Below are 18,080 nucleotides of genomic sequence, written 5' to 3'. Positions count from 1 at the left end.
CCGTCAGCCCGGGACGCGGTCACCTCCGCCCACTGTGGGCGGCGTCCGTCGCGTGCGGGCCGGCAGGACCACCCAGGCCAGCACCACGCTGGCGACGAAAACCACGAGAAGGTACGTACCGAGTGTAGCCATGCCGATACTGGCGAATCCGGCGAATGACGCCACCGCGAGGAGCGCCGACCGGCCGTCCCAGCCGAACGTGGCGGCGTGCAGCGGCGGCGCCGGCTGCCGCTTCTCCAGCCGGGCGGTCAGGTCGTAGTGGTGCAGGGTGAGCACGAAGACGTACCCGAAGATCAGCCAGGCGGGCACGCCACCGGCGAGCCCGAGCGCGATCGCGTACAGGTACTCCCCGGCCCGCAGCGCGGCCGGCACCAGCCAGTCCAGCGGTCCGTCGTGTGCCGCCCTCGCCCCGAGCCCGGCGGCGAGCAGCACCAGCAGCGCCAGCGGCACCGCCCAGCCGGGCGCCGCCTCGTCGGCCCGGGCCGCCAGCAGCCCCTTGACCAGCAGCGCCGCCCCGCCCAGCACGCCGAGCACCGCCAGCGGCAGCGGACCCGGCCGCCGCAGCGGCGGCAGCCACCGGACCAGCGGCCCGTCGTCGCGGTGCAGCGTGGCGTCAACCGTCGACATCACCGGCACCCGCATCCACCGGGCCCGCAGGGTCCGCAACGCGCCGGTGTACGCGAACGCCAGCACGCCCCAGACCAGCACCGCGCACAGCGCGACCCGCTGATCGAAGAGCGCCACGGTGAGCGCGATCAGCGCCCACCGTTCGCCGATCGGGAAGACCACCGTCCGCTTCAGCCAGTACGACACCGAGCCGGTGTCCGCCTGCACCCGGGTCGACGCGGCGTTCAGCCGCCCACCGAGGCCACCGGCGTCGGTGGTGGCCGCGCGGGGCCGCCGAGCCGCCTCGTCGTGCAGGACGCCGTACCAGGTGTCGGTCATGTGCCGGACGGTCTGCAGGGTCATCGCGGCGATCGCCAGCGCCCAGCCGTACCGGAACCCGGCGTGCGTGGCCCCGTAGCCGAGGCCGGCGTAGACCAGGTACTCCTTGGCCCGGTCGGCCATCGTGTCCAGCCAGCCGCCCCAGGCGCTGAAGCGGCGGGTGTAGCGGGCCAGTTGGCCGTCCACGCAGTCCAGCACGAAGCCGAGGTAGAGCAGCGCCGCCCCGGCGACCAGCGCGGGCCGCCCGTCGACGCCGAAGAGCACGGCGGCGGCCACCGCGAAGAGCACCGAGATCATGGTGACCGCGGTCGGGCCGAGCCCGAGCCGGGCGGCGGTCCGGGTGACGTACGGCGACCAGGTGCTGACGAAGAACGTGGTGAAGAAGTCGTCCCGCTCCTTCACCGAGAGCCGCAGTTCGGCCTTGTCCTCGTCGACCGCGGCCACCGCCGCCTCCGCGGCGGCCAGCTCCGCGGGAGTGGTGACCCGGTGCGCGACCAGCAGACGTACCCGGTGGGCGAAGGTCAGGGTGCCGCGCGCCGTGAGTTCGGCGAAGAGCCGGTCCACGGCGGAGCCGTCCGCTGCGGCGGCGGCTGCGCGGGCGGCGGCCGCCAGCGCCGGGAGGTCGGCCGGGCCGACCCGGAGCGCGCCGCCGAAGATCCCGGTCGCCGCCTCGCCCAGCTCGCCGGGCGGCCCGGCGGCGACCACCTGGCCGCGCTCCTCCCGGACCGCGACCTGCCCGGGCGCGGGCGGGTCGGTGAGCACCAGCGCCACCGTCGGACCGACCGGGCTGGTGGCCAGGTGCTTGAGGACGGCGGTGTGCGCGACCAGGTCCGCGCCGCTGACGATCACGGGCCCGGTGGCGGCCGCCGCCAGCGCGGCCAGCTCACCCGGGTCGGCGGCGACGCGGACGTCGGCCACGCCGGCCCGGCGCCACTGCCCGGCCAGCCGGTCGGCCAGGCTCTCCCCGCCGCCGGTCCGCAGGCTCGCCGCCGGCTCGCCGGCGAGCACGATCGCGAGCGTCACGACTGCGCCGCGCCGGCGTATGCCTGCAGCGCCTCGTCGATCGTCCCGTCCACGGTCAGCCGCCCGGCGTCGAGGTAGAGCCCCCGACGGCAGAAGCGGGTCAGATCCTTTTCGTTGTGTGACACCAGCACCAGCGTGCGCCCTTCCGCGAGAAGTCGCTCGATGGTCGCATAGCACTTCGCGCGGAATTCCGCGTCCCCGACCGCGGTCACCTCGTCCACGAGCAGGATGGGGTGCGGCAGGTGGGCGATGACGGCGAAGCCGAGCCGGACCTTCATCCCGGACGAGTAGTGTCGGACCGACGTGTCGATCGAGCGCTCGATCTGCTCGCCGGCGAACGAGACGATCTCGTCGAAGTGCCGGCGCAGGTAGCCGGTGGAGAGCCCGTGCAGACCGCCGACCAGGTAGAGGTTCTCCCGGCCGGTCAGGTCGTTGGAGAAGCCGGCGGAGAGCTCCAGCAGCGGGGCTACGTCGCCGTTGACCCGGATCCGGCCCTCGTCGGGGATCAGCACCCGGGCGATGAGGCGCAGCAGGGTGCTCTTGCCGCTACCGTTGCGGCCGACCACCCCGACGGTCTCGCCCGGCTCGATCCGGAACGACACGTCGCGCAGCGGCCAGAACTGGCCGGCGGCGAGGTTCCGCCGGCCTCGGTGGATGAGCAGCTCCCGCAGCCGCAGCTGGCGGCGCCGGTTGCGGACGAACCGGATGCCGAGGTCCTCCGCCTCGATGATCACCGACATCTACAGTTCCTTGAGCACCGCGGGTTCGAGCCGGCGGAACGACCACCAGCCGACCGCCAGCACCAGCAGGCTGCCCAGCACGCTGGTGGCGAGCAGCCGGGCGTCCGGGAACTCGTCCGGGTACCAGATCGCGTGCTGCAGCTGGAAGATGCCGACCAGCGGGTTCAGCTCGTAGCCGACCTTGACCCAGGTCGGCATTCCGGAGTCCCGGACCAGGCTGAGCGGATAGATGATCGGGGTGGCGTAGAAGAGCACCCGGATGATCAGCCGCATGAACCGCTCGATGTCCCGCATCAGCACGTTGAGCGCCGACAGCAGCAGCGAGATCCCCACCAGCAGGATCAGCTGCACCGCGACGGCGAGCGGCAGCGAGAACAGCGTCCACCCCGGATGGATCTTCCCCTGCGCGGCGTACACCGCGGCGATGCCGATCAGGATGGGCAGGCCGGCGGCGTACTCGGCGAACCGGCCGGTGACCCGGCCGATCGGGAAGACCTGGCGGGGCACGTTCATCGTGGTGATCAGCCGGGCCTGGCCGGTCAGCGCGTTCGTCGCCTCGCTGATCGCCGAGCTGGCCCACATCCAGGCGAAGATGCCGGTGATGAGGAAGAGCGGGTACGAGTCCGCCGCGTCCCCCAGGTGCCGACGAGTGTCACCGGAATAGAGCACGCCGAAGACGAACCAGTAGATCGCGCCCATGCCGAGGGGCTCGATCAGCGACCAGAGGTAGCCCAGGACGGACTGCTGGTACTTGACCGCCAGATCCCGCTTGACCAGGATGCGCAGCGGGTGGCGGGCCGACCAGAGCGCCCCGACGCCTGACGTCACCGCCCCTCCTCGCCGACCTTTGGGGTGCGAGAGGGTCACCCCGGCGGGCTCAGCACTCGATCACGTTGACCGCGAGGCCGCCCCGCGCCGTCTCCTTGTACTTGACCTTCATGTCGGCGCCCGTCTCCCGCATGGTCTTGATGACCTTGTCCAGCGAGACGGCGTGCACCCCGTCGCCGCGCAGCGCCAGCCGGGCCGCCGTGATCGCCTTGATGCTAGCCACCGCGTTCCGCTCGATGCACGGGATCTGCACCAGGCCACCCACGGGGTCGCAGGTGAGCCCGAGGTTGTGCTCCATGCCGATCTCGGCCGCGTTCTCCACCTGCTCGGGGGTGCCGCCCAGCGCCTCGGCAAGCCCGGCGGCGGCCATCGAGCAGGCCGAGCCGACCTCGCCCTGGCAGCCGACCTCGGCACCGGAGATCGACGCGTTCTCCTTGAACAGCACGCCGATCGCCCCGGCCGCGAGCAGGAAGCGGACCACCCCCTCGTCGGAGGCGCCCGGCACGAACCGGGTGTAGTAGTGCAGCACGGCCGGGATGATCCCGGCGGCCCCGTTGGTCGGCGCGGTGACCACCCGACCGCCGGCCGCGTTCTCCTCGTTCACCGCGAGGGCGAAGAGGGTGACCCAGTCCATCGCCCGCAGCGGGTCGGGTGTGCCGGCATCCGCCTCCAGGCTGCGGCGCAGCTCGGCCGCCCGGCGCCGCACCTTCAGCCCGCCGGGGAGTACGCCATCCCGCTCACAGCCCCGCTCGACGCACTCCCGCATCACCCGCCAGATCTCCAGCAGCCCGGCCCGCACCTCGCCCCCGGTACGCCAGGACAGCTCGTTGGCGAGCATCACCTCGCTGATCGACAGCCCGTTGCCGGTGGTGACCGCCAGCAGCTCCGCGCCGGTGAGGAACGGGTACCGCACCCGGGTGGTGTCCGGAGTGATCCGGTCCGCCCCGGCGGCCGCCTCGTCGACCACGAACCCGCCGCCGACCGAGTAGTAGGTGCGGCCGCGCAGCTGCTCGCCCTTGCCGTCGTACGCGACGAAGGTCATCCCGTTCGGGTGGTACGGCAGGGAGCGGCGGCGGTGCAGCACCAGGTCCCGGTCCGGGTCGAAGTCGATCTCCTGGGCACCGAGCAGGCTGATTCGTCGCTCGGCCCGGATCCGGGCTACCCGCGGCCCGACGCTGTCGGTGTCGACCGTCTCCGGCGCCTCGCCCTCCAGCCCGAGCAGCACCGCCCGGTCGCTGCCGTGGCCGTGCCCGGTGGCGCCCAGCGACCCGAAGAGCTCGGCCTGCACCCGGGCGGTGTCGGCGAGCAGCCCGTCGGCCTTGAGCCCGGTCACGAACGTCCGGGCGGCCCGCATCGGCCCCACGGTATGGGAGCTGGACGGCCCGATGCCGACGCTGAAGAGGTCGAAAACACTGATCATGGCTGCACTTCCTCGCCGTCATACCCATTGTGCGGGTCCGGCCGGGTCGCGACCGCCCTGGTCGGAACGGTCGTCGGGAGCCGCCGCCCGGGGTGTGGGCGGCGCCGACCGGCGAGCCTACCCGCCGCGGTGAGCGCCTGTCCCCCGGACGGGGTAAGTCCCTACGGGTCCGATGGTCGCCGATCCTCCTCGGGACCGAGGGCGCGGTGGGCACCCCTTCCTACCGTTGATTCCAACGCGGCGGATCGCCGCAGAGTGGGAGATCGACGATGAGTCGCAAACTGGTCCGGCCCCGCCAGGGGCGCATGATCGCCGGCGTCTGCGCCGGCCTGGCCCAGCGGTTCGGCGTGTCGGCCGGCATGGTCCGGCTGCTGTTCCTGCTGTCGCTGCTGCTGCCCGGCACCCAGGTGATCGTCTACCTGATCCTCTGGGTCCTCATGCCCAACGAGGACCGCTACCCGGCCACCCGCTACTGACGCACCGCCCCGCGCCCGCCCCCGGGTCTTCCCGGCGGGCGCGGGCGCGTACGGGGTCAGGGGGCGGTGTAGCTGACGGTGATCTTTTCGTAGCCCAGGGAGCGGAGCAGTCCTTCCAGCATCTTGCGGGTGTTCTCCTCGGCGCGAGCGGTCAGCCCGCTCTCCCGGGCGGCGGCGGTGATCCGCTCCTCGGCCAGCCGGTAGACCTGCTGCTGCCGGTTCGGGTCGCCGGCCACCAGGTCGCTCAGCCGGTTGAGCAGGCCGCGCTGCTCGGCGAAGACGTAGCTCTTCTCCAGGTCGAGGTTGGTCTCGCCGAGCTGCGGCGCGGGCAGCTTGATCTCCACCGACTTCCCGTCGGGGGACACGACCACCGCCCCGTCGGAGATCCTGGCGAAGTCGACGTACGCCTCGATCGTGCCCGCCCCGACGAAGAGCGTCCGCTGGTTGAGCAGGAACTCCGGCACGTTGTTGCGGTCGTGCTGCAGGTCGACCACCACCTGGAAGTTGCCCTCGGCGGCGACGTAGCGGCTGAGGTCGCGGATGGACTTGAGCAGCGGCGGCTGGCTCCGGTCGGTCTGCTGCTTGGCGAACGGGTTGCGGAACTCCGGCAGGATCCCGGTGGCCTGCACGCCGAGCAGCACCACCACCGCCAGCGCGACCGCGCCGAGCACCCCGAGCAGGCCCCGGGCCGGCCCGCCCGACGCCGGAGCGCCCGGCGCCGGCTCGGGGGTGACGTCTTCCGACCGGGCCCGCACCGACTCACCGGTCGGGTAGCCGGGGAACTCCCTGGTGGGCTCGTTGATCTCACCGTCGCGGGCCATGGCCCTCACCGTCCTCGTCAGAACGTCGCCTGATGATGACGGTACGTCCCCGGTACGACGCGCGCGCGGCGAGCGATCCGCAGCGATGAAAGCGCAGGTCAGGCGAACGCCGAGAGCCCGGTCAGCCGCTGCCCGATGACCAGCTGGTGGATCTCCGAGGTGCCCTCGTAGGTCAGCACGCTCTCCAGGTTGTTGGCGTGCCGCATCACCGGGTACTCCCCGGAGACGCCGTTGGCGCCGAGGATCGTCCGGCACTGCCGGGCGATCGCGAGCGCCTCCCGGACGTTGTTCAGCTTGCCCACGCTGACCTGCTCGGGACGCAGTCTGCCGGCGTCGGCGAGCCGACCCAGGTGCAGCGCCAGCAGCAGGCCCTTGTTCCACTCGACCGCCATGTCGGCGAGCTTGGCCTGGGTGAGCTGGAAACCGGCCAGCGGCCGGCCGAACTGGGTCCGCGTGGCCGCGTACGACAGGGCGGTCTCCAGGCAGTCGCGGGCCGCGCCGAGCGCGCCCCAGACGATGCCGTGCCGGGCCTCGTTCAGGCAGCTCAGCGGCGCCTTGAGCCCGATCGCCTCAGGCAGCCGGGCGTCGGCCGGGAGCCGGACGTCGTCGAGGGCGATCTCGCCGGTGACCGACGCGCGTAGCGACATCTTGTGCCGGATCTCCCGCGCCGTCACCCCGGGCGTGTCCATCGGTACGGCGAAGCCGCGCACGCCCTCTTCGGTACGCGCCCAGATCACCGCGACGTCGGCGATCGGCGCGTTGGTGATCCACATCTTGGTGCCACTGAGGATCCAGTCGTCGCCGTCCCGGCGGGCCCGGGTGGCCATCGAGGCCGGGTCGGAGCCGTGGTCCGGCTCGGTCAGCCCGAAGCAACCGATCGCCTCGCCGACCGCCATCGTCGGCAGCCAGCGCTGCTTCTGCTCCTCGCTGCCGTACCGCCAGATGGCGTACATGGCCAGCGAGCCCTGCACCGAGACCAGCGAGCGGACGCCGGAGTCGCCGGCCTCCAGCTCCAGGCAGGCCAGCCCGTACGCGACCGCCGAGGCACCGGCGCAGCCGTACCCGGTCAGGTGCATGCCGAGCAGGCCGAGCTTGCCGAACTCCCGGGCCAGCTCGCGGGCGGGCACCTGGCCCTCCTCGTACCAGCCGGCGACGTGCGGGCGTACCCGATCATCGACGAGCTGGCGCACGACGGCGCGGATCTGCCGCTCCTCCTCGCCCAGCGACGCGTCGATCTCCAGCAGGTCAAGGGGTGCGGTCATGGGGGCCACCTTAACGATTCTTCAGGCGGTCGTCACTCGGCGTCGCCGCTGAGCACCAGGACCCGGGCGTGGATCTGGTTGCGCTGCTGGAGCGCCGCGCGCAGCGCCCGGTGCAGGCCGTCCTCCAGGTAGAGGCCGCCGTTCCACTGCACCACGTGCGGGAAGAGATCACCGTAGAAGGTGGAGTCCTCGGCGAGGAGCTTGTCCAGGGCCAACTCCCGCTTGGTGGTGATGAGCTGGTCCAGCCGCAGCGGACGCGGCGGGATCTCCGCCCACTGCTTGAGCGTGAGGTTGTGCTCCGGGTAGGGACGCCCGTCCCGGACCGCCCTGAAGATCACGGCACGCTCCCCTCCCCCTGGCCCGGCCGGCCCCGAACGCCGCGCCGGGTGATGGCGTGGCGCCGGGGCTGAAGATGTCCGTGCCAGCCTAGCCGCCCTCGCCGCATCGCGTTTTACTCCCTCATGTCTGGTTCCCTGAGCCGGCACTCAACGGCGGTCCGGCCCGAACCGGGACCACCCGCCGCCGATCAGCTCCACCGCCCCCGCCGGACCACCTCGCCGACCGGCCGCCGCCCACGCCGCAGCGACGGCGATCGGTGGTCGGGAGCCCGGTAACCCACCGTCACCGCGCCGATCGGCTGGTACTCCTCGGGCACCCCGAACGCCGCCCGGTAGGCGTCGATCCGGTGCGGGGGGATGCCGAAGAAGCACGCCCCCAGCCCCTCGTCCACGGCGGTGAGCAGCATCAGCAGGGCGGCGAAGCCGGTGTCGACGTACCAGTAGGGCACCGGCCAGCGTTCGGTCGACCGGTCCGCCCAACCCTTGTCCGGCTCGGCGTACCGATCCAGATAGGCGGAGCGATTCGCGTGCGGCACGACGATCAGCGGGGCCTTCCGCATCCCGGCCAGCCAGCGCTCCCGCCCGCCGCCACCCGGGGTGGCCGCCGTCCAGAACCGCTCCCGGTCCTCCGGAGTCTCCAACACCAGGAAGCCCCAGCCCTGAGCGAAGCCCGCCGACGGCGCCCGGATCGCGTGATCCAGCAGCCGATCCACCACGTCGGGCGGGACCGGGCGGTCCGGGTCGTAGTTGCGCACCATCCGGCGACGCCGGACCACCTCGGCGAACTCCATGCCGCCCCCCGCGCCGCTCAGGCCCCGGGCCGGACGCCCCAGGCGCCCCGCCAGGTGTCGCCCGGCTTCAGGATGATCAGGTCCTTGCCCGAGCGGAACGCGTCCGGCGGGCAGGTCATCGGCTCGACCGCGACCGAGCGGCGGCGCCGCTCCCCGCTGAGCGTGTCCCCGCTGAAGACCTGCCACCACCCGAACTCCCGGTCCGCCCAGACGCGCACGGCGGCGGAGTTGTCAAGGGCGGTGAGGGTCACCGACGAGCCGCCGTCGTCGTCCCGGATCACGTCGCCGAAGGCCGTGTCGAGCACCGCGGGGCCGACCGGGCGGGGTTCGGTGAAGTCGTACTCGGTGCCGGCGACCGCGGTGGTGCCGATCGGCAGCAGCCGGTTGTCCACCAGCACCCGGCTACGCCCCGGCACCCGCATCGACAGGTCGTTCACGGCGACACCGGGCAGCCGCAGGTACGGGTGCGTCGAGTAGCCGAACGGGCAGGGCTCGTCGCCGACGTTGGTCGCCTCCTGCTCCGCGCGCAGGCCCGCCGGCCCCACGCTCCACCGGGTACGCAGCCGCAGCGGCCACGGGTAGCCGGGGCTCGGCGGCAGGTCGTAGCCGACGGTGACGGCGTCGGCGGACCGCTCGACCAGGTGCCAGGAGACCCAGTTGACCAGGCCGTGGATGGCGTTGTGCCGGGCCGGCTCGCTCAGGTCGAGCTGCAACGACCGCCCGCCGAAGGTGTACGCGCCGTCGCGGATCCGGTTCGGCCACGGTGCCAGCACCTGCCCGGCGCAGCCGGGGCAGATCTCGTCCGCCGCGTACCCGTCGACGTAGTCCACCCCGTCGTGCCGGTACGCCCGCAGCCCCCCGCCGACCTCGACGACGACCGCCTCGTGGCCGTGGCCCGCGATGGTCCACTGAATCCCCGAGGGTGACGGCTGCACGGCGCTGTCCATGCCGGCGACCTTAGTCCGTCGCCCGCACCCCACGCTGAACCCGGCGACCCCGCCTCCCCGCCGGCCGGGCGGCGCCGGGCCCTCCGGCATCCGGAGCCGGATCAGTCCCGGCTGGCGGACGGGTGGCGGCGCGGTAGCGCAACAGCGCCGGGAAGGCCACCACCAGCAGCACGGCGAGGACGGCGGAGACGAGGCCGCCGCCGACCCAGGCGACGGTCGTGCCGAACCCGGCAGCCACCATGCCGGCCCGCAGGTCGCCGAGGCGCGGGCCGCCGGCCACCACCACCGTGTTGACCCCTTGCAGCCGGCCGCGCATCCGGTCCGGTGCGTAGACCAGGAGCATCGACTGCCGCAGCACCGAGCTGACCAGGTCGGCCGCCCCGGCCAGGGCGAGCAGCAGCACCACCAACCAGAGCTGGCGGGCCAGCCCGGCCAGGGCGATCGCCACACCCCAGCCCACCACGGCCACCACCAGCGCCAACCCCTGCCTCCGGAGCCGGCCGATCCACCCGGAGGTGAGGCCACCCACCATCGCCCCGATGGCGATGGCGCTGTAGAGCCAGCCGACCGCTCCGCCACCGCCGAGCCGCTCCTGCGCCACCTCCGGGAAGAGCGCCCGGGGCATGGCCAGGATCATCGCGATCAGGTCGATGGCGAACGAGAGCATCAGCACCGGCGTGGTGGCCAGGTAGCGGAAGCCGTCCACGATGCTGGCCAGCCCCGCCCGGTGCGGAGTGCCATCGCCCTCCGGGTCCGGCTCCGGCGGCATCGCCGGCAGCCGCAGGGTGGCCCAGAGCGAGACGGTGAAGAGCAGCGCGTCCACCGCGTACGCGATCGGCAGTCCGACGTCGGTCCGCCAGGTGGCGAAGATCAGGCCCGCGGCCAGCGGCCCGAAGACGGAGGTCGCGGTGAACGTGGTGAAGTTCAGCGTGCTGGCCGCCGGGACCAGGTCGTCCGGCACCAGCCGCGGCAGGATCGCGCTGCGGGCGGGCGAGGTGATCGCGAACGCGATCGACTGCACCGCCACCAGGGCGAGCAGCAGCACCGGGCTGCCCACCCGGAGCAGGGACTGGGCCAGCAGCGCCAGGGTCGACGCCCAGAGCAGCGCGCCCCCCGCCAGCAGCACCCGGCGCCGGTCCCGGGCGTCGGCGACCGCGCCGCCCCAGAGCCCGAAAACCAGCAGCGGCAGGAACCCGGCCACGCCGAGCAGACCGACCCAGAACGACCCCCCGGTCAGGGCGAACATCTCCACCGGTACGGCCACGGCGGTGAACTGGAAGCCGAACATCGCCACGCCGTTGCCGAGCCAGACCCGCCGGTAGGCGGGCACGCCCAGCGGGCGCAGATCGATCGCCCAGCGCCGTGCCCCGCGCGGCCGGGCCTCCTTGACTCCGGTCACGGCGCCAGCCGCTCGGTGACCCAGTCGCCGTGCTCGGTGCGCCGGAACCGCAACCGGTCGTGCAGCCGGCCGACCCGGCCCTGCCAGAACTCCACCGACGCGGGGCGTACCCGCAGCCCACCCCAGTGCGGCGGCGGGGGGATCTGGTCCACGTCCGCGAAGCGCTCCGCCACCGCCCGGTAGGCGTCGTCCAGCGCGGCCCGGTCCGGGATCACCTGCGACTGGCTGCTCGCCCAGGCACCGAGCTGGGAGCCGCGGGGCCGGGTGGCGAAGTACGCCTCGGTCTCCGCCCGGTCGATCCGCTCCACCCGGCCGGCGACCACCACCTGACGCTGCATTGGGAACCAGGGGAAGACCAGGCTGGCCCACGGGTTGGCGGCCGCCTCGGCACCCTTGCGCGAGCCGTAGTTGGTGAAGAACACGAAGCCGTCCGGGTCGTAGCCCTTGAGCAGGACGGTGCGGCCGCTGGGACGGCCGGCGGCGTCGGCGGTGCCGACGATCATCGCGTTCGGCTCAGGGAGGGGGAAGGCCACCGCGTCGGCGAACCAGCGGTCGAACTGGGTGTACCAGTCGGCTGCCAGGTCCGTCTCGGAAAGGCCCTGGTCGGCGGCGTACTCGTTACGCATGGCCGCAGGCGCCGGTGTGTCGCCGGTCACGTTCCTTCTCCCCCTCGCCGGGGCGCCCGCGTCCCCCGACGCTGGCCAGACCCCACCGCCCAGTCTGGCCGAGAGGGTGAGCTTGTCCACCCGCGGGGATGTCACGTGCAGCACAGTCGCGGCGGGTCGCGCACTCGGTTACCTGCCAGGCAAGATGTCACGAACACATCCCTGTGGGTCGCCCAAGGTTCGGCCGGAGGAGGCCGCGGCGGGCGTACCGAGCCGGAAGCCAGGAGACGACATGTCCGACTTCAAACCGGGCCTCGAGGGCGTCGTAGCCTTCGAGACCGAGATCGCCGAACCGGACCGCGAGGGCGGCGCGCTGCGCTATCGCGGTGTCGACATCGAGGATCTGATCGGCCAGGTCTCCTTCGGCAACGTCTGGGCGCTGCTGGTCGACGGGCGCTTCGGCCCCGGCCTGCCCCCGGCCGAGCCGTTCCCGGTCCCGGTGCACTCCGGCGACATCCGGGTCGACGTGCAGTCCGCCGTGGCCATGCTCGCCCCCTACTGGGGGCTCAACCAGCTCCTCGACATCTCCGACGAGCAGGCGCGCGAGGACCTGGCCCGGGTGTCGGTCACCGCGCTCTCCTTCGTCGCCCAGTCCGCCCGCGGCCTCGGCCTGCCGGCGGTGCCGCAGAAGGAGATCGACAAGGCGGAGACGATCGTCGAGCGCTTCATGAAGCGCTGGCGGGGTGAGCCGGACCCGCGGCACGTCAAGGCCGTCGACGCGTACTTCATCTCGGCCGCCGAGCACGGCCTGAACGCCTCCACCTTCACCGCCCGGATCGTCGCCTCCACCGGCGCCGACGCCGCGGCCTGCATCTCCTCCGGCATCGGCGCCCTCTCCGGCCCGCTGCACGGCGGCGCGCCGTCCCGGGTGCTCAACATGCTCGAGGCCGTCGAGCGCAGCGGCGACGCCGAGGGGTACGTCAAGGGCGTCCTCGACCGGGGCGAGCGGCTGATGGGCTTCGGCCACCGGGTCTACCGGGCCGAGGACCCGCGCGCCCGGGTGCTCCGGCGGACCGCCAGGGAGCTGGGCGCGCCGCGCTTCGAGGTCGCCGAGGCGCTGGAGCGGGCCGCCCTGGCCGAGCTCCAGGCCCGCCGCCCGGACCGGGTGCTCGCCACCAACGTCGAGTTCTGGTCCGCCGTGGTGCTGGACTTCGCCGAGGTGCCGGCGCACATGTTCACCTCGATGTTCACCTGCGCCCGGATGGGTGGCTGGAGCGCGCACATCCTGGAGCAGAAGAAGCTCCAGCGGCTGGTCCGCCCGTCGGCCCGCTACGTCGGCCCCGGCCCGCGGAAGCCGCAGGAGGTCGAGGGCTGGGACGCCATCCCGCACGGCGTCTGATCCGCGTACCCGGCGAGGGGTCCCGTCCGCGCGGACGGGACCCCTCGCGCGTCCTGTGGCGCACGCCTCACCGCGGGACGTGGGACCAGCCGTCGGGCAGGCCGACCAGGGTGCAAGGATGAAGGCCGGCAGTGTCGCCGGACCGGGCCCGGATCCCGGCCGCGCCGTGTGCCCGCACGCGTCCGCCGTCGATCCGCGCCCGCTGAACTGGCCCGCCCTCGCCATGCGGAAGGATCTCGACAACCGTGGCTGACGCACCGACCATCCGGATTCCCGACGACATCAAGCCCGCCGACGGGCGGTTCGGCTGCGGGCCGTCCAAGGTCCGTCCGGCGGCGGTCTCCGCCCTCGCCGACGTGGCCACCAGCTACCTGGGCACGTCGCACCGGCAGAAGACGGTCCGCGACCAGGTGGCCCGGCTGCGCCGCGGCATCGCCGAGTTCTTCTCCCTTCCCGAGGGCCACGAGGTGATCATCGGCAACGGTGGCACCACCGCCTTCTGGGAGGTCGCCACGTTCGGCCTGATCCGCGACCGGGCCCAGTTCGCCAGCTTCGGCGAGTTCGGCGCCAAGTTCGCCAAGTCGGTGAAGGACGCGCCGTTCCTCGGCGAGCCGACCATCCGCAAGTCCGAGCCGGGCACCGCGCCGGCGCTGGTCGCCGAGGCCGGGGTGGACGCGTACGCCACCCCGCACAACGAGACCTCGACCGGTGTCGCCGTGCCGATCAGCCGGGTGGCGGGCGCCGACGAGGGCTCGCTGCTGCTGGTCGACGCCACCTCCGGCGCCGGCGGCCTGGAGGTCAACGTCGGCGAGACCGACGTCTACTACTTCGCCCCGCAGAAGTGCTTCGGCTCCGACGGCGGTCTCTGGCTGGCCCTGATGTCGCCGGCCGCGCTGGAGCGGGCCACCGAGATCAAGGCGTCCGGCCGCTACATCCCGGCCTTCCTCGACCTGGTCACCGCGATCGACAACTCGCGGCTGGAGCAGACGTACAACACGCCCGCGCTGGCGACCATCTTCCTGGCCGCGGAGCAGACCGACTGGATGAACTCGCAGGGCGGCCTGGCCTGGGCCGCCAAGCGCACCGCCGAGAGCGCCGGCATCGTGTACGGCTGGGCCGAGCGGTCCGAGGTGGCCACGCCGTTCGTCGCCGACCCGGCGCTGCGCTCCAACGTGGTCGCCACCATCGACTTCGCCGACGGGGTGGACGCCTCGGCGATCGCCAAGGCGCTGCGCGCCAACGGCATCGTGGACACCGAGCCGTACCGGAAGCTCGGCCGCAACCAGCTCCGGGTCGCGCTCTTCCCGGCGGTCGAGCCGGCCGATGTGGAGGCGCTGACCGCCTGCATCGACTACGTGGTGGCGCGACTCCAGTAACCCGTCACGGTGGGTGTCCGTCCGAGCCCCGGCGGCCACCGACCGTGATCATCGCCGCAGCTCAATCGCGACATGCCGGGTGTCGCATCCCCCACCTCCGGGCAGATGCGCGTACGGTGGTGCGAGACGCCCGGGTGGCCGGCTCGTGGCGTGACGGCCAGCGAAGCGGGACGGAGGCAACGCCATGCGCCCAGTACGCTTCGTCGCCCTCTCCGAGGACGGCCAGGCTCTGGTGCTCGCCGACGAGGTCGGGCGCCTGCTCGCCCTCCCCATCGACGAACGCGTCGCCTCGGCGATGCACGCCGAGCCCGGCGCGGCACCGCTCGCGGTGGTGCCGGCCCCCGCCGGTCCGGCGCCGTCACTCTCCCCACGGGACATCCAGCACCGGATCCGCTCCGGCGAGTCCGCCGAGGACGTCGCCCGGATCGCCGGCGTCCCGGTCGACCGGGTCCTGCGGTACGCGGGCCCGGTGCTCCAGGAGCGGGCCATGCTGGCCCAGCACGCCCGGCGCGCCCGGCTCAAGGGCGCGGAGAAGCCCACCCCGCTGGCCGACGTGGTCAACGGTCGGCTGGCCCAGCACGGGATCGACACCGAGAAGATCTCCTGGGACGCGTACCGGCGCGACGACGGCACCTGGCGGATCATCGCCACCTGGCCGTCGGGCAAGGCCACCGCGCAGGCGGTCTGGGATCTCGACAAGACCCGGCAGAGCGTCGCCCCGCACGACGACATGGCGCAGTACCTCTGCGTCGAGCGTCCCACGCCGATCCTCGGTCAGGAGCCGGCGCCGGAGCGGGGCGGCCACGCGCTGCCCGGCCCGTCGCGCGGCGAGCCGAGCCGGGGCGGGCACGGCCTGCCGGCCGCGGCCGAGCACGCCCGTCCGGGTCGGGACCCGATCCGCGCCGGGCGGGACGCCCTGCTCGCCTCCCTGGACCGGCCGGTCGGCTCCACTTCGGGCCGTGGGCTGGACCCGCGTACGCCGGCCGCGCTGGCCGGCCCGGAGGCACCCCGGCAGCGGGCGGTCGGCGGCGGCGCGGCAGCGCTGCTCGGCGGCGGTCAGGGCTCGGCGTTCGACGACGACTCGGACGCGCCGAAGGAGGTCCCGGCCGTGCCGTCGCTGGCCGTGCTCCGGCCGCGCCGGACGGGCGCCGCGGCGGCCGCCGGTGGCGGCGAGTCGACCGACGCCGCCGGCAAGCCGCGCAAGCGGCTGCCGAGCTGGGACGACGTCCTCTTCGGCAGCGGCCCGGCGGCCCGCGAATCCTCCTGATCCAGGGCACACCCTGGCATGGCGCGACGGCTCCAGATCGCAGCGCGGCGCCAGACCGGCCTTCATTCGGTCCGGAGCGCCACCAAGCGGCGCGGAGGCCGAATTGTGGCCGTCAGCCGAGCTGGAGTTGTCGTGAGGCACTCTAAGTGCCCGCGTGCCAGGGTGGACCCATGGAGTACACGAACCTGGGACGCACCGGTCTCTCGGTGAGCCGGCTCTGCCTCGGCACGATGAACTTCGGGCCGCAGACCAACGAGCCGGACAGCTTCGCCATCATGGACCGGGCGCTGGAACACGGGATCAACTTCTTCGACACCGCGAACGTCTACGGCTGGAAGCTCGGCGAGGGGGTCACCGAGCAGATCATCGGCCGCTGGTTCGCCCAGGGCGGCGGCCGGCGCGACAAGGTCGTCCTGGCCACCAAGGTCTACGGCAAGATGAGTGACTGGCCCAACGACCAGGGCCTCTCCGCCCGGCACATCATCCGGGCCTGCGAGGAGTCGCTGCGCCGCCTCCAGACGGACACCATCGACCTCTACCAGATGCACCACATCTCCCGGACCACCCCGTGGGAGGAGATCTGGCAGGCGATGGAGACCCTGGTCGCCCAGGGCAAGGTCATCTACGTCGGATCGTCCAACTTCGCCGGTTGGCACATCGCCCAGGCGCAGGCGGCGGCGGGCCGGCGCAACTTCCTCGGCCTCGTCTCCGAGCAGTGCATCTACAACCTGATGACCCGGCACGTCGAGCTGGAGGTCATTCCGGCCGCACAGCACTTCGGGCTGGGCATCATTCCCTGGTCGCCGCTGCACGGCGGGCTGCTCGCCGGGCTGCTGCGCAAGATGGCCGAGGGCAGCGCCGCGCGGGGCGCCAGCGGCCGCGCCGCCGACGCGCTCGCCGAGCACCGGCCGACCATCGAGGCGTACGAGAAGCTCTGCGCGGACCTCGGCCACGACCCGGCCGATGTGGCGCTGGCCTGGCTGCTCTCCCGCCCCGGGGTGACCGCCCCGATCATCGGCCCGCGCACCCTCGACCAGCTCGACCGCAACCTGGCCGCCCTAGAGGTCAAGATCGACGACCCCACCTCGAAGCGCCTGGACAACCTCTTCCCCCCGCTCGGCACCGGAGGCCCCGCCCCCGAGTCCTGGGCCTGGTAACCCCACCCCCCGCTCGCGCCGATCTTGCACTTGTGGCGAGGGGTTCGCACCCTGTGCACCTTTTGTCGGCACCACAGGTGCAAGATCGGCGCGCTGAGGGGTGGCCGGTCAGATGGGCCAGGCGGCGAGGCGGTCGTAGGTGGGGCGGGGGCCCTGGTGGCTGCGGACCAGCGCCAGCTCGGTCGCGGGCCACTCCGGGCCGAGGTATTCGGCCAGGGTCTCGCGGTCGGCGAGCACGTCGGCCCGGTCGATCCGGTCGCCCGGCCGGGCGATGGTCAGGTGGGCCCGGAACGGCCGCTCGTCGTGCGGCAGCCGGGCCCGGCGCAGCCCCATCCGGATCAGCCGGGACAGCGTCGCCAGCGCCTCGACCTCACCCCGCAGGTCCACCCAGAGCACGGTGAACCGCCCCCGCCCGAAGCTGCCCCCGCCGCCGAGGCGCAGCCTCGGGGAGCTGTCCCGGCCGTTCCGGAACGTCTCGGCGGCCAGGCCGAGCGCGCTCTCCACATCAACCAGCCGATCCTCCTCGACCTCGCCGAGGAATGCCAGGGTGAGGTGCGCCTTGGCCGGGTCGGCCAGCCGTACGTTGGTCCCGGCGGCGGACGCGAGGCCGACCTGGAGCCGCGCCACCTGGAGGGTCAGGTCCTCGACCGCCGCTGGGGGCGGATAGACCGCGACGAAGAGCCGCACCCGGTACGCCGTTCAGCGGTGCCGCTGGCGGTGCCCGGCCCGGGCGGCGGGCAGGGTGAGCCCGGCGGCGTGCAGCAGCCCCTCCACCCGCACCCGTTCGATCTCCCGGTCCACGCCGTCCAGCTCGGCCAGATGCTCGGCGATGCCGAGCGCCCGACAGGCGGCCCGCAGCCGCTCGTCGTACGCGTCGATGACCGCCCCGTGCCAGATGACGGAGCGATCGGAGGCGGCGAGCCGGTGCCCGCCGAGCCGCCGCAGGTCGACGGCGATCTGTTCCAACGGGCGCCGGCCGTCCCGGTCGAACTCGGTCAGGTCGATGTCGCGGGTGAGCGAGTCCGCCTCGATCGCCCGGTCCAGCCGGGCGACGGTGCGTCGTTCGCGGCGTCCCTCCCGCCACTCGGCCCAGCGACAGGCCACCCGGTCCAGGATCTCGTCGGCGCAGAAGAGCAGCGCGAAGACGGCGGGCAGGCAGCAGACGGCGACGATCGCCAACACCAGTAGCAGCCCCCGTCCGACTCCCATGTATCGACGCTACGGCCGAAGGTGGCGCGCCGCCACAGGATTGCCGGTATTGGGAGGCCGGGAAACGGAATGGCCGG

Annotated in this window: 17 protein-coding genes and 1 pseudogene; 5 read left to right on the top strand and 13 right to left on the bottom strand. The window is 73.3% G+C overall.

The features are described 5' to 3' along the window. Nucleotides 1-3: 3 nt before the first annotated feature. Genes GA0070624_RS07000 through GA0070624_RS06985 form a run of 4 tightly spaced genes read right to left on the bottom strand, consistent with a single transcriptional unit; the run spans nucleotide 4 to nucleotide 4,956 of the window. Complete coding sequence (locus tag GA0070624_RS07000; RefSeq protein WP_091337710.1) at nucleotides 4-1,968, bottom strand: DUF5941 domain-containing protein; 1,965 nt, start codon at nucleotides 1,966-1,968, stop codon at nucleotides 4-6. Beyond that, nucleotides 1,965-2,708, bottom strand: a complete 744-nt coding sequence (locus GA0070624_RS06995; RefSeq protein WP_091337707.1) for an ABC transporter ATP-binding protein — start codon at nucleotides 2,706-2,708, stop codon at nucleotides 1,965-1,967. The genes GA0070624_RS07000 and GA0070624_RS06995 overlap by 4 nt, the downstream gene beginning before the upstream one ends. Then, nucleotides 2,709-3,536 carry an ABC transporter permease gene (locus GA0070624_RS06990; RefSeq protein ID WP_091337704.1) on the bottom strand — a complete coding sequence of 276 codons (828 nt, stop codon included), beginning with the start codon at nucleotides 3,534-3,536 and terminating at the stop codon, nucleotides 2,709-2,711. It lies immediately after the preceding gene. Between the two features lie 49 nt (nucleotides 3,537-3,585). After that, the gene (locus GA0070624_RS06985) at nucleotides 3,586-4,956 is read right to left on the bottom strand and encodes an L-serine ammonia-lyase (protein ID WP_091337701.1); all 1,371 of its coding nucleotides are present in this window, start codon (nucleotides 4,954-4,956) and stop codon (nucleotides 3,586-3,588) included. A 269-nt stretch (nucleotides 4,957-5,225) separates the two neighbouring features. Between GA0070624_RS06985 and GA0070624_RS06980 the strand changes: the two genes are divergently transcribed. Then, on the top strand, nucleotides 5,226-5,432 hold the full coding sequence (locus GA0070624_RS06980; protein WP_091337698.1) for a PspC domain-containing protein: 207 nt from the start codon (nucleotides 5,226-5,228) through the stop codon (nucleotides 5,430-5,432). A gap of 56 nt (nucleotides 5,433-5,488) precedes the next feature. On the opposite strand, the gene GA0070624_RS06975 is transcribed toward GA0070624_RS06980, so the two are convergent. From GA0070624_RS06975 to pdxH, 7 genes and pseudogenes are all read right to left on the bottom strand, one after another. Continuing rightward, the gene (locus GA0070624_RS06975; protein WP_091337695.1) at nucleotides 5,489-6,253 is read right to left on the bottom strand and encodes a DUF4230 domain-containing protein; all 765 of its coding nucleotides are present in this window, start codon (nucleotides 6,251-6,253) and stop codon (nucleotides 5,489-5,491) included. Nucleotides 6,254-6,351: 98 nt separating this feature from the next. Beyond that, a complete protein-coding gene (locus tag GA0070624_RS06970) occupies nucleotides 6,352-7,515 on the bottom strand; it encodes an acyl-CoA dehydrogenase family protein (RefSeq protein WP_091337692.1) in 1,164 nt (387 codons plus the stop codon). Between the two features lie 32 nt (nucleotides 7,516-7,547). Next, nucleotides 7,548-7,853 (bottom strand): type II toxin-antitoxin system VapB family antitoxin, encoded by a 306-nt coding sequence (locus GA0070624_RS06965; protein WP_091337689.1) that lies wholly within the window; start codon nucleotides 7,851-7,853, stop codon nucleotides 7,548-7,550. Between the two features lie 188 nt (nucleotides 7,854-8,041). Continuing rightward, a complete protein-coding gene (locus GA0070624_RS06960) occupies nucleotides 8,042-8,644 on the bottom strand; it encodes a nitroreductase family protein (protein WP_091337686.1) in 603 nt (200 codons plus the stop codon). A 17-nt stretch (nucleotides 8,645-8,661) separates the two neighbouring features. Further along, on the bottom strand, nucleotides 8,662-9,591 hold the full coding sequence (locus GA0070624_RS06955) for an aldose 1-epimerase family protein (protein WP_091348312.1): 930 nt from the start codon (nucleotides 9,589-9,591) through the stop codon (nucleotides 8,662-8,664). Between the two features lie 124 nt (nucleotides 9,592-9,715). Next, nucleotides 9,716-10,990: pseudogene (locus GA0070624_RS06950) on the bottom strand (MFS transporter); the annotation flags it as partial. Beyond that, nucleotides 10,987-11,616, bottom strand: a complete 630-nt coding sequence (gene pdxH / locus GA0070624_RS06945) for a pyridoxamine 5'-phosphate oxidase (protein ID WP_091337681.1) — start codon at nucleotides 11,614-11,616, stop codon at nucleotides 10,987-10,989. The gene pdxH and the pseudogene GA0070624_RS06950, both read right to left, overlap by 4 nt. 271 nt (nucleotides 11,617-11,887) lie before the next feature. Here pdxH and GA0070624_RS06940 point away from each other — a divergent pair, with 271 nt between their 5' ends. The 4 genes from GA0070624_RS06940 to GA0070624_RS06925 all read left to right on the top strand — a co-directional run bounded on the left by GA0070624_RS06940 (nucleotide 11,888) and on the right by GA0070624_RS06925 (nucleotide 16,794). After that, complete coding sequence (locus tag GA0070624_RS06940) at nucleotides 11,888-12,994, top strand: citrate synthase 2 (protein ID WP_091337679.1); 1,107 nt, start codon at nucleotides 11,888-11,890, stop codon at nucleotides 12,992-12,994. A 245-nt stretch (nucleotides 12,995-13,239) separates the two neighbouring features. Beyond that, complete coding sequence (serC, locus tag GA0070624_RS06935) at nucleotides 13,240-14,370, top strand: phosphoserine transaminase (protein WP_091337676.1); 1,131 nt, start codon at nucleotides 13,240-13,242, stop codon at nucleotides 14,368-14,370. A 184-nt stretch (nucleotides 14,371-14,554) separates the two neighbouring features. Continuing rightward, nucleotides 14,555-15,637, top strand: coding sequence for a septation protein SepH (gene sepH / locus GA0070624_RS06930; RefSeq protein ID WP_091337674.1), 1,083 nt, complete (start codon nucleotides 14,555-14,557; stop codon nucleotides 15,635-15,637). Nucleotides 15,638-15,807: 170 nt separating this feature from the next. Next, nucleotides 15,808-16,794 carry an aldo/keto reductase gene (locus tag GA0070624_RS06925; RefSeq protein ID WP_091337672.1) on the top strand — a complete coding sequence of 329 codons (987 nt, stop codon included), beginning with the start codon at nucleotides 15,808-15,810 and terminating at the stop codon, nucleotides 16,792-16,794. Between the two features lie 108 nt (nucleotides 16,795-16,902). On the opposite strand, the gene thpR is transcribed toward GA0070624_RS06925, so the two are convergent. Then, nucleotides 16,903-17,481, bottom strand: a complete 579-nt coding sequence (gene thpR / locus GA0070624_RS06920; RefSeq protein ID WP_091337670.1) for an RNA 2',3'-cyclic phosphodiesterase — start codon at nucleotides 17,479-17,481, stop codon at nucleotides 16,903-16,905. 12 nt (nucleotides 17,482-17,493) lie between these two features. Further along, nucleotides 17,494-18,003 carry a hypothetical protein gene (locus GA0070624_RS06915; RefSeq protein WP_091337669.1) on the bottom strand — a complete coding sequence of 170 codons (510 nt, stop codon included), beginning with the start codon at nucleotides 18,001-18,003 and terminating at the stop codon, nucleotides 17,494-17,496. Nucleotides 18,004-18,080: the final 77 nt, after the last annotated feature.

Source organism: Micromonospora rhizosphaerae (genome assembly GCF_900091465.1).
GTDB classification, from domain to species: domain Bacteria; phylum Actinomycetota; class Actinomycetes; order Mycobacteriales; family Micromonosporaceae; genus Micromonospora; species Micromonospora rhizosphaerae.
This window is presented reverse-complemented; position numbering and strand designations above follow the sequence as displayed.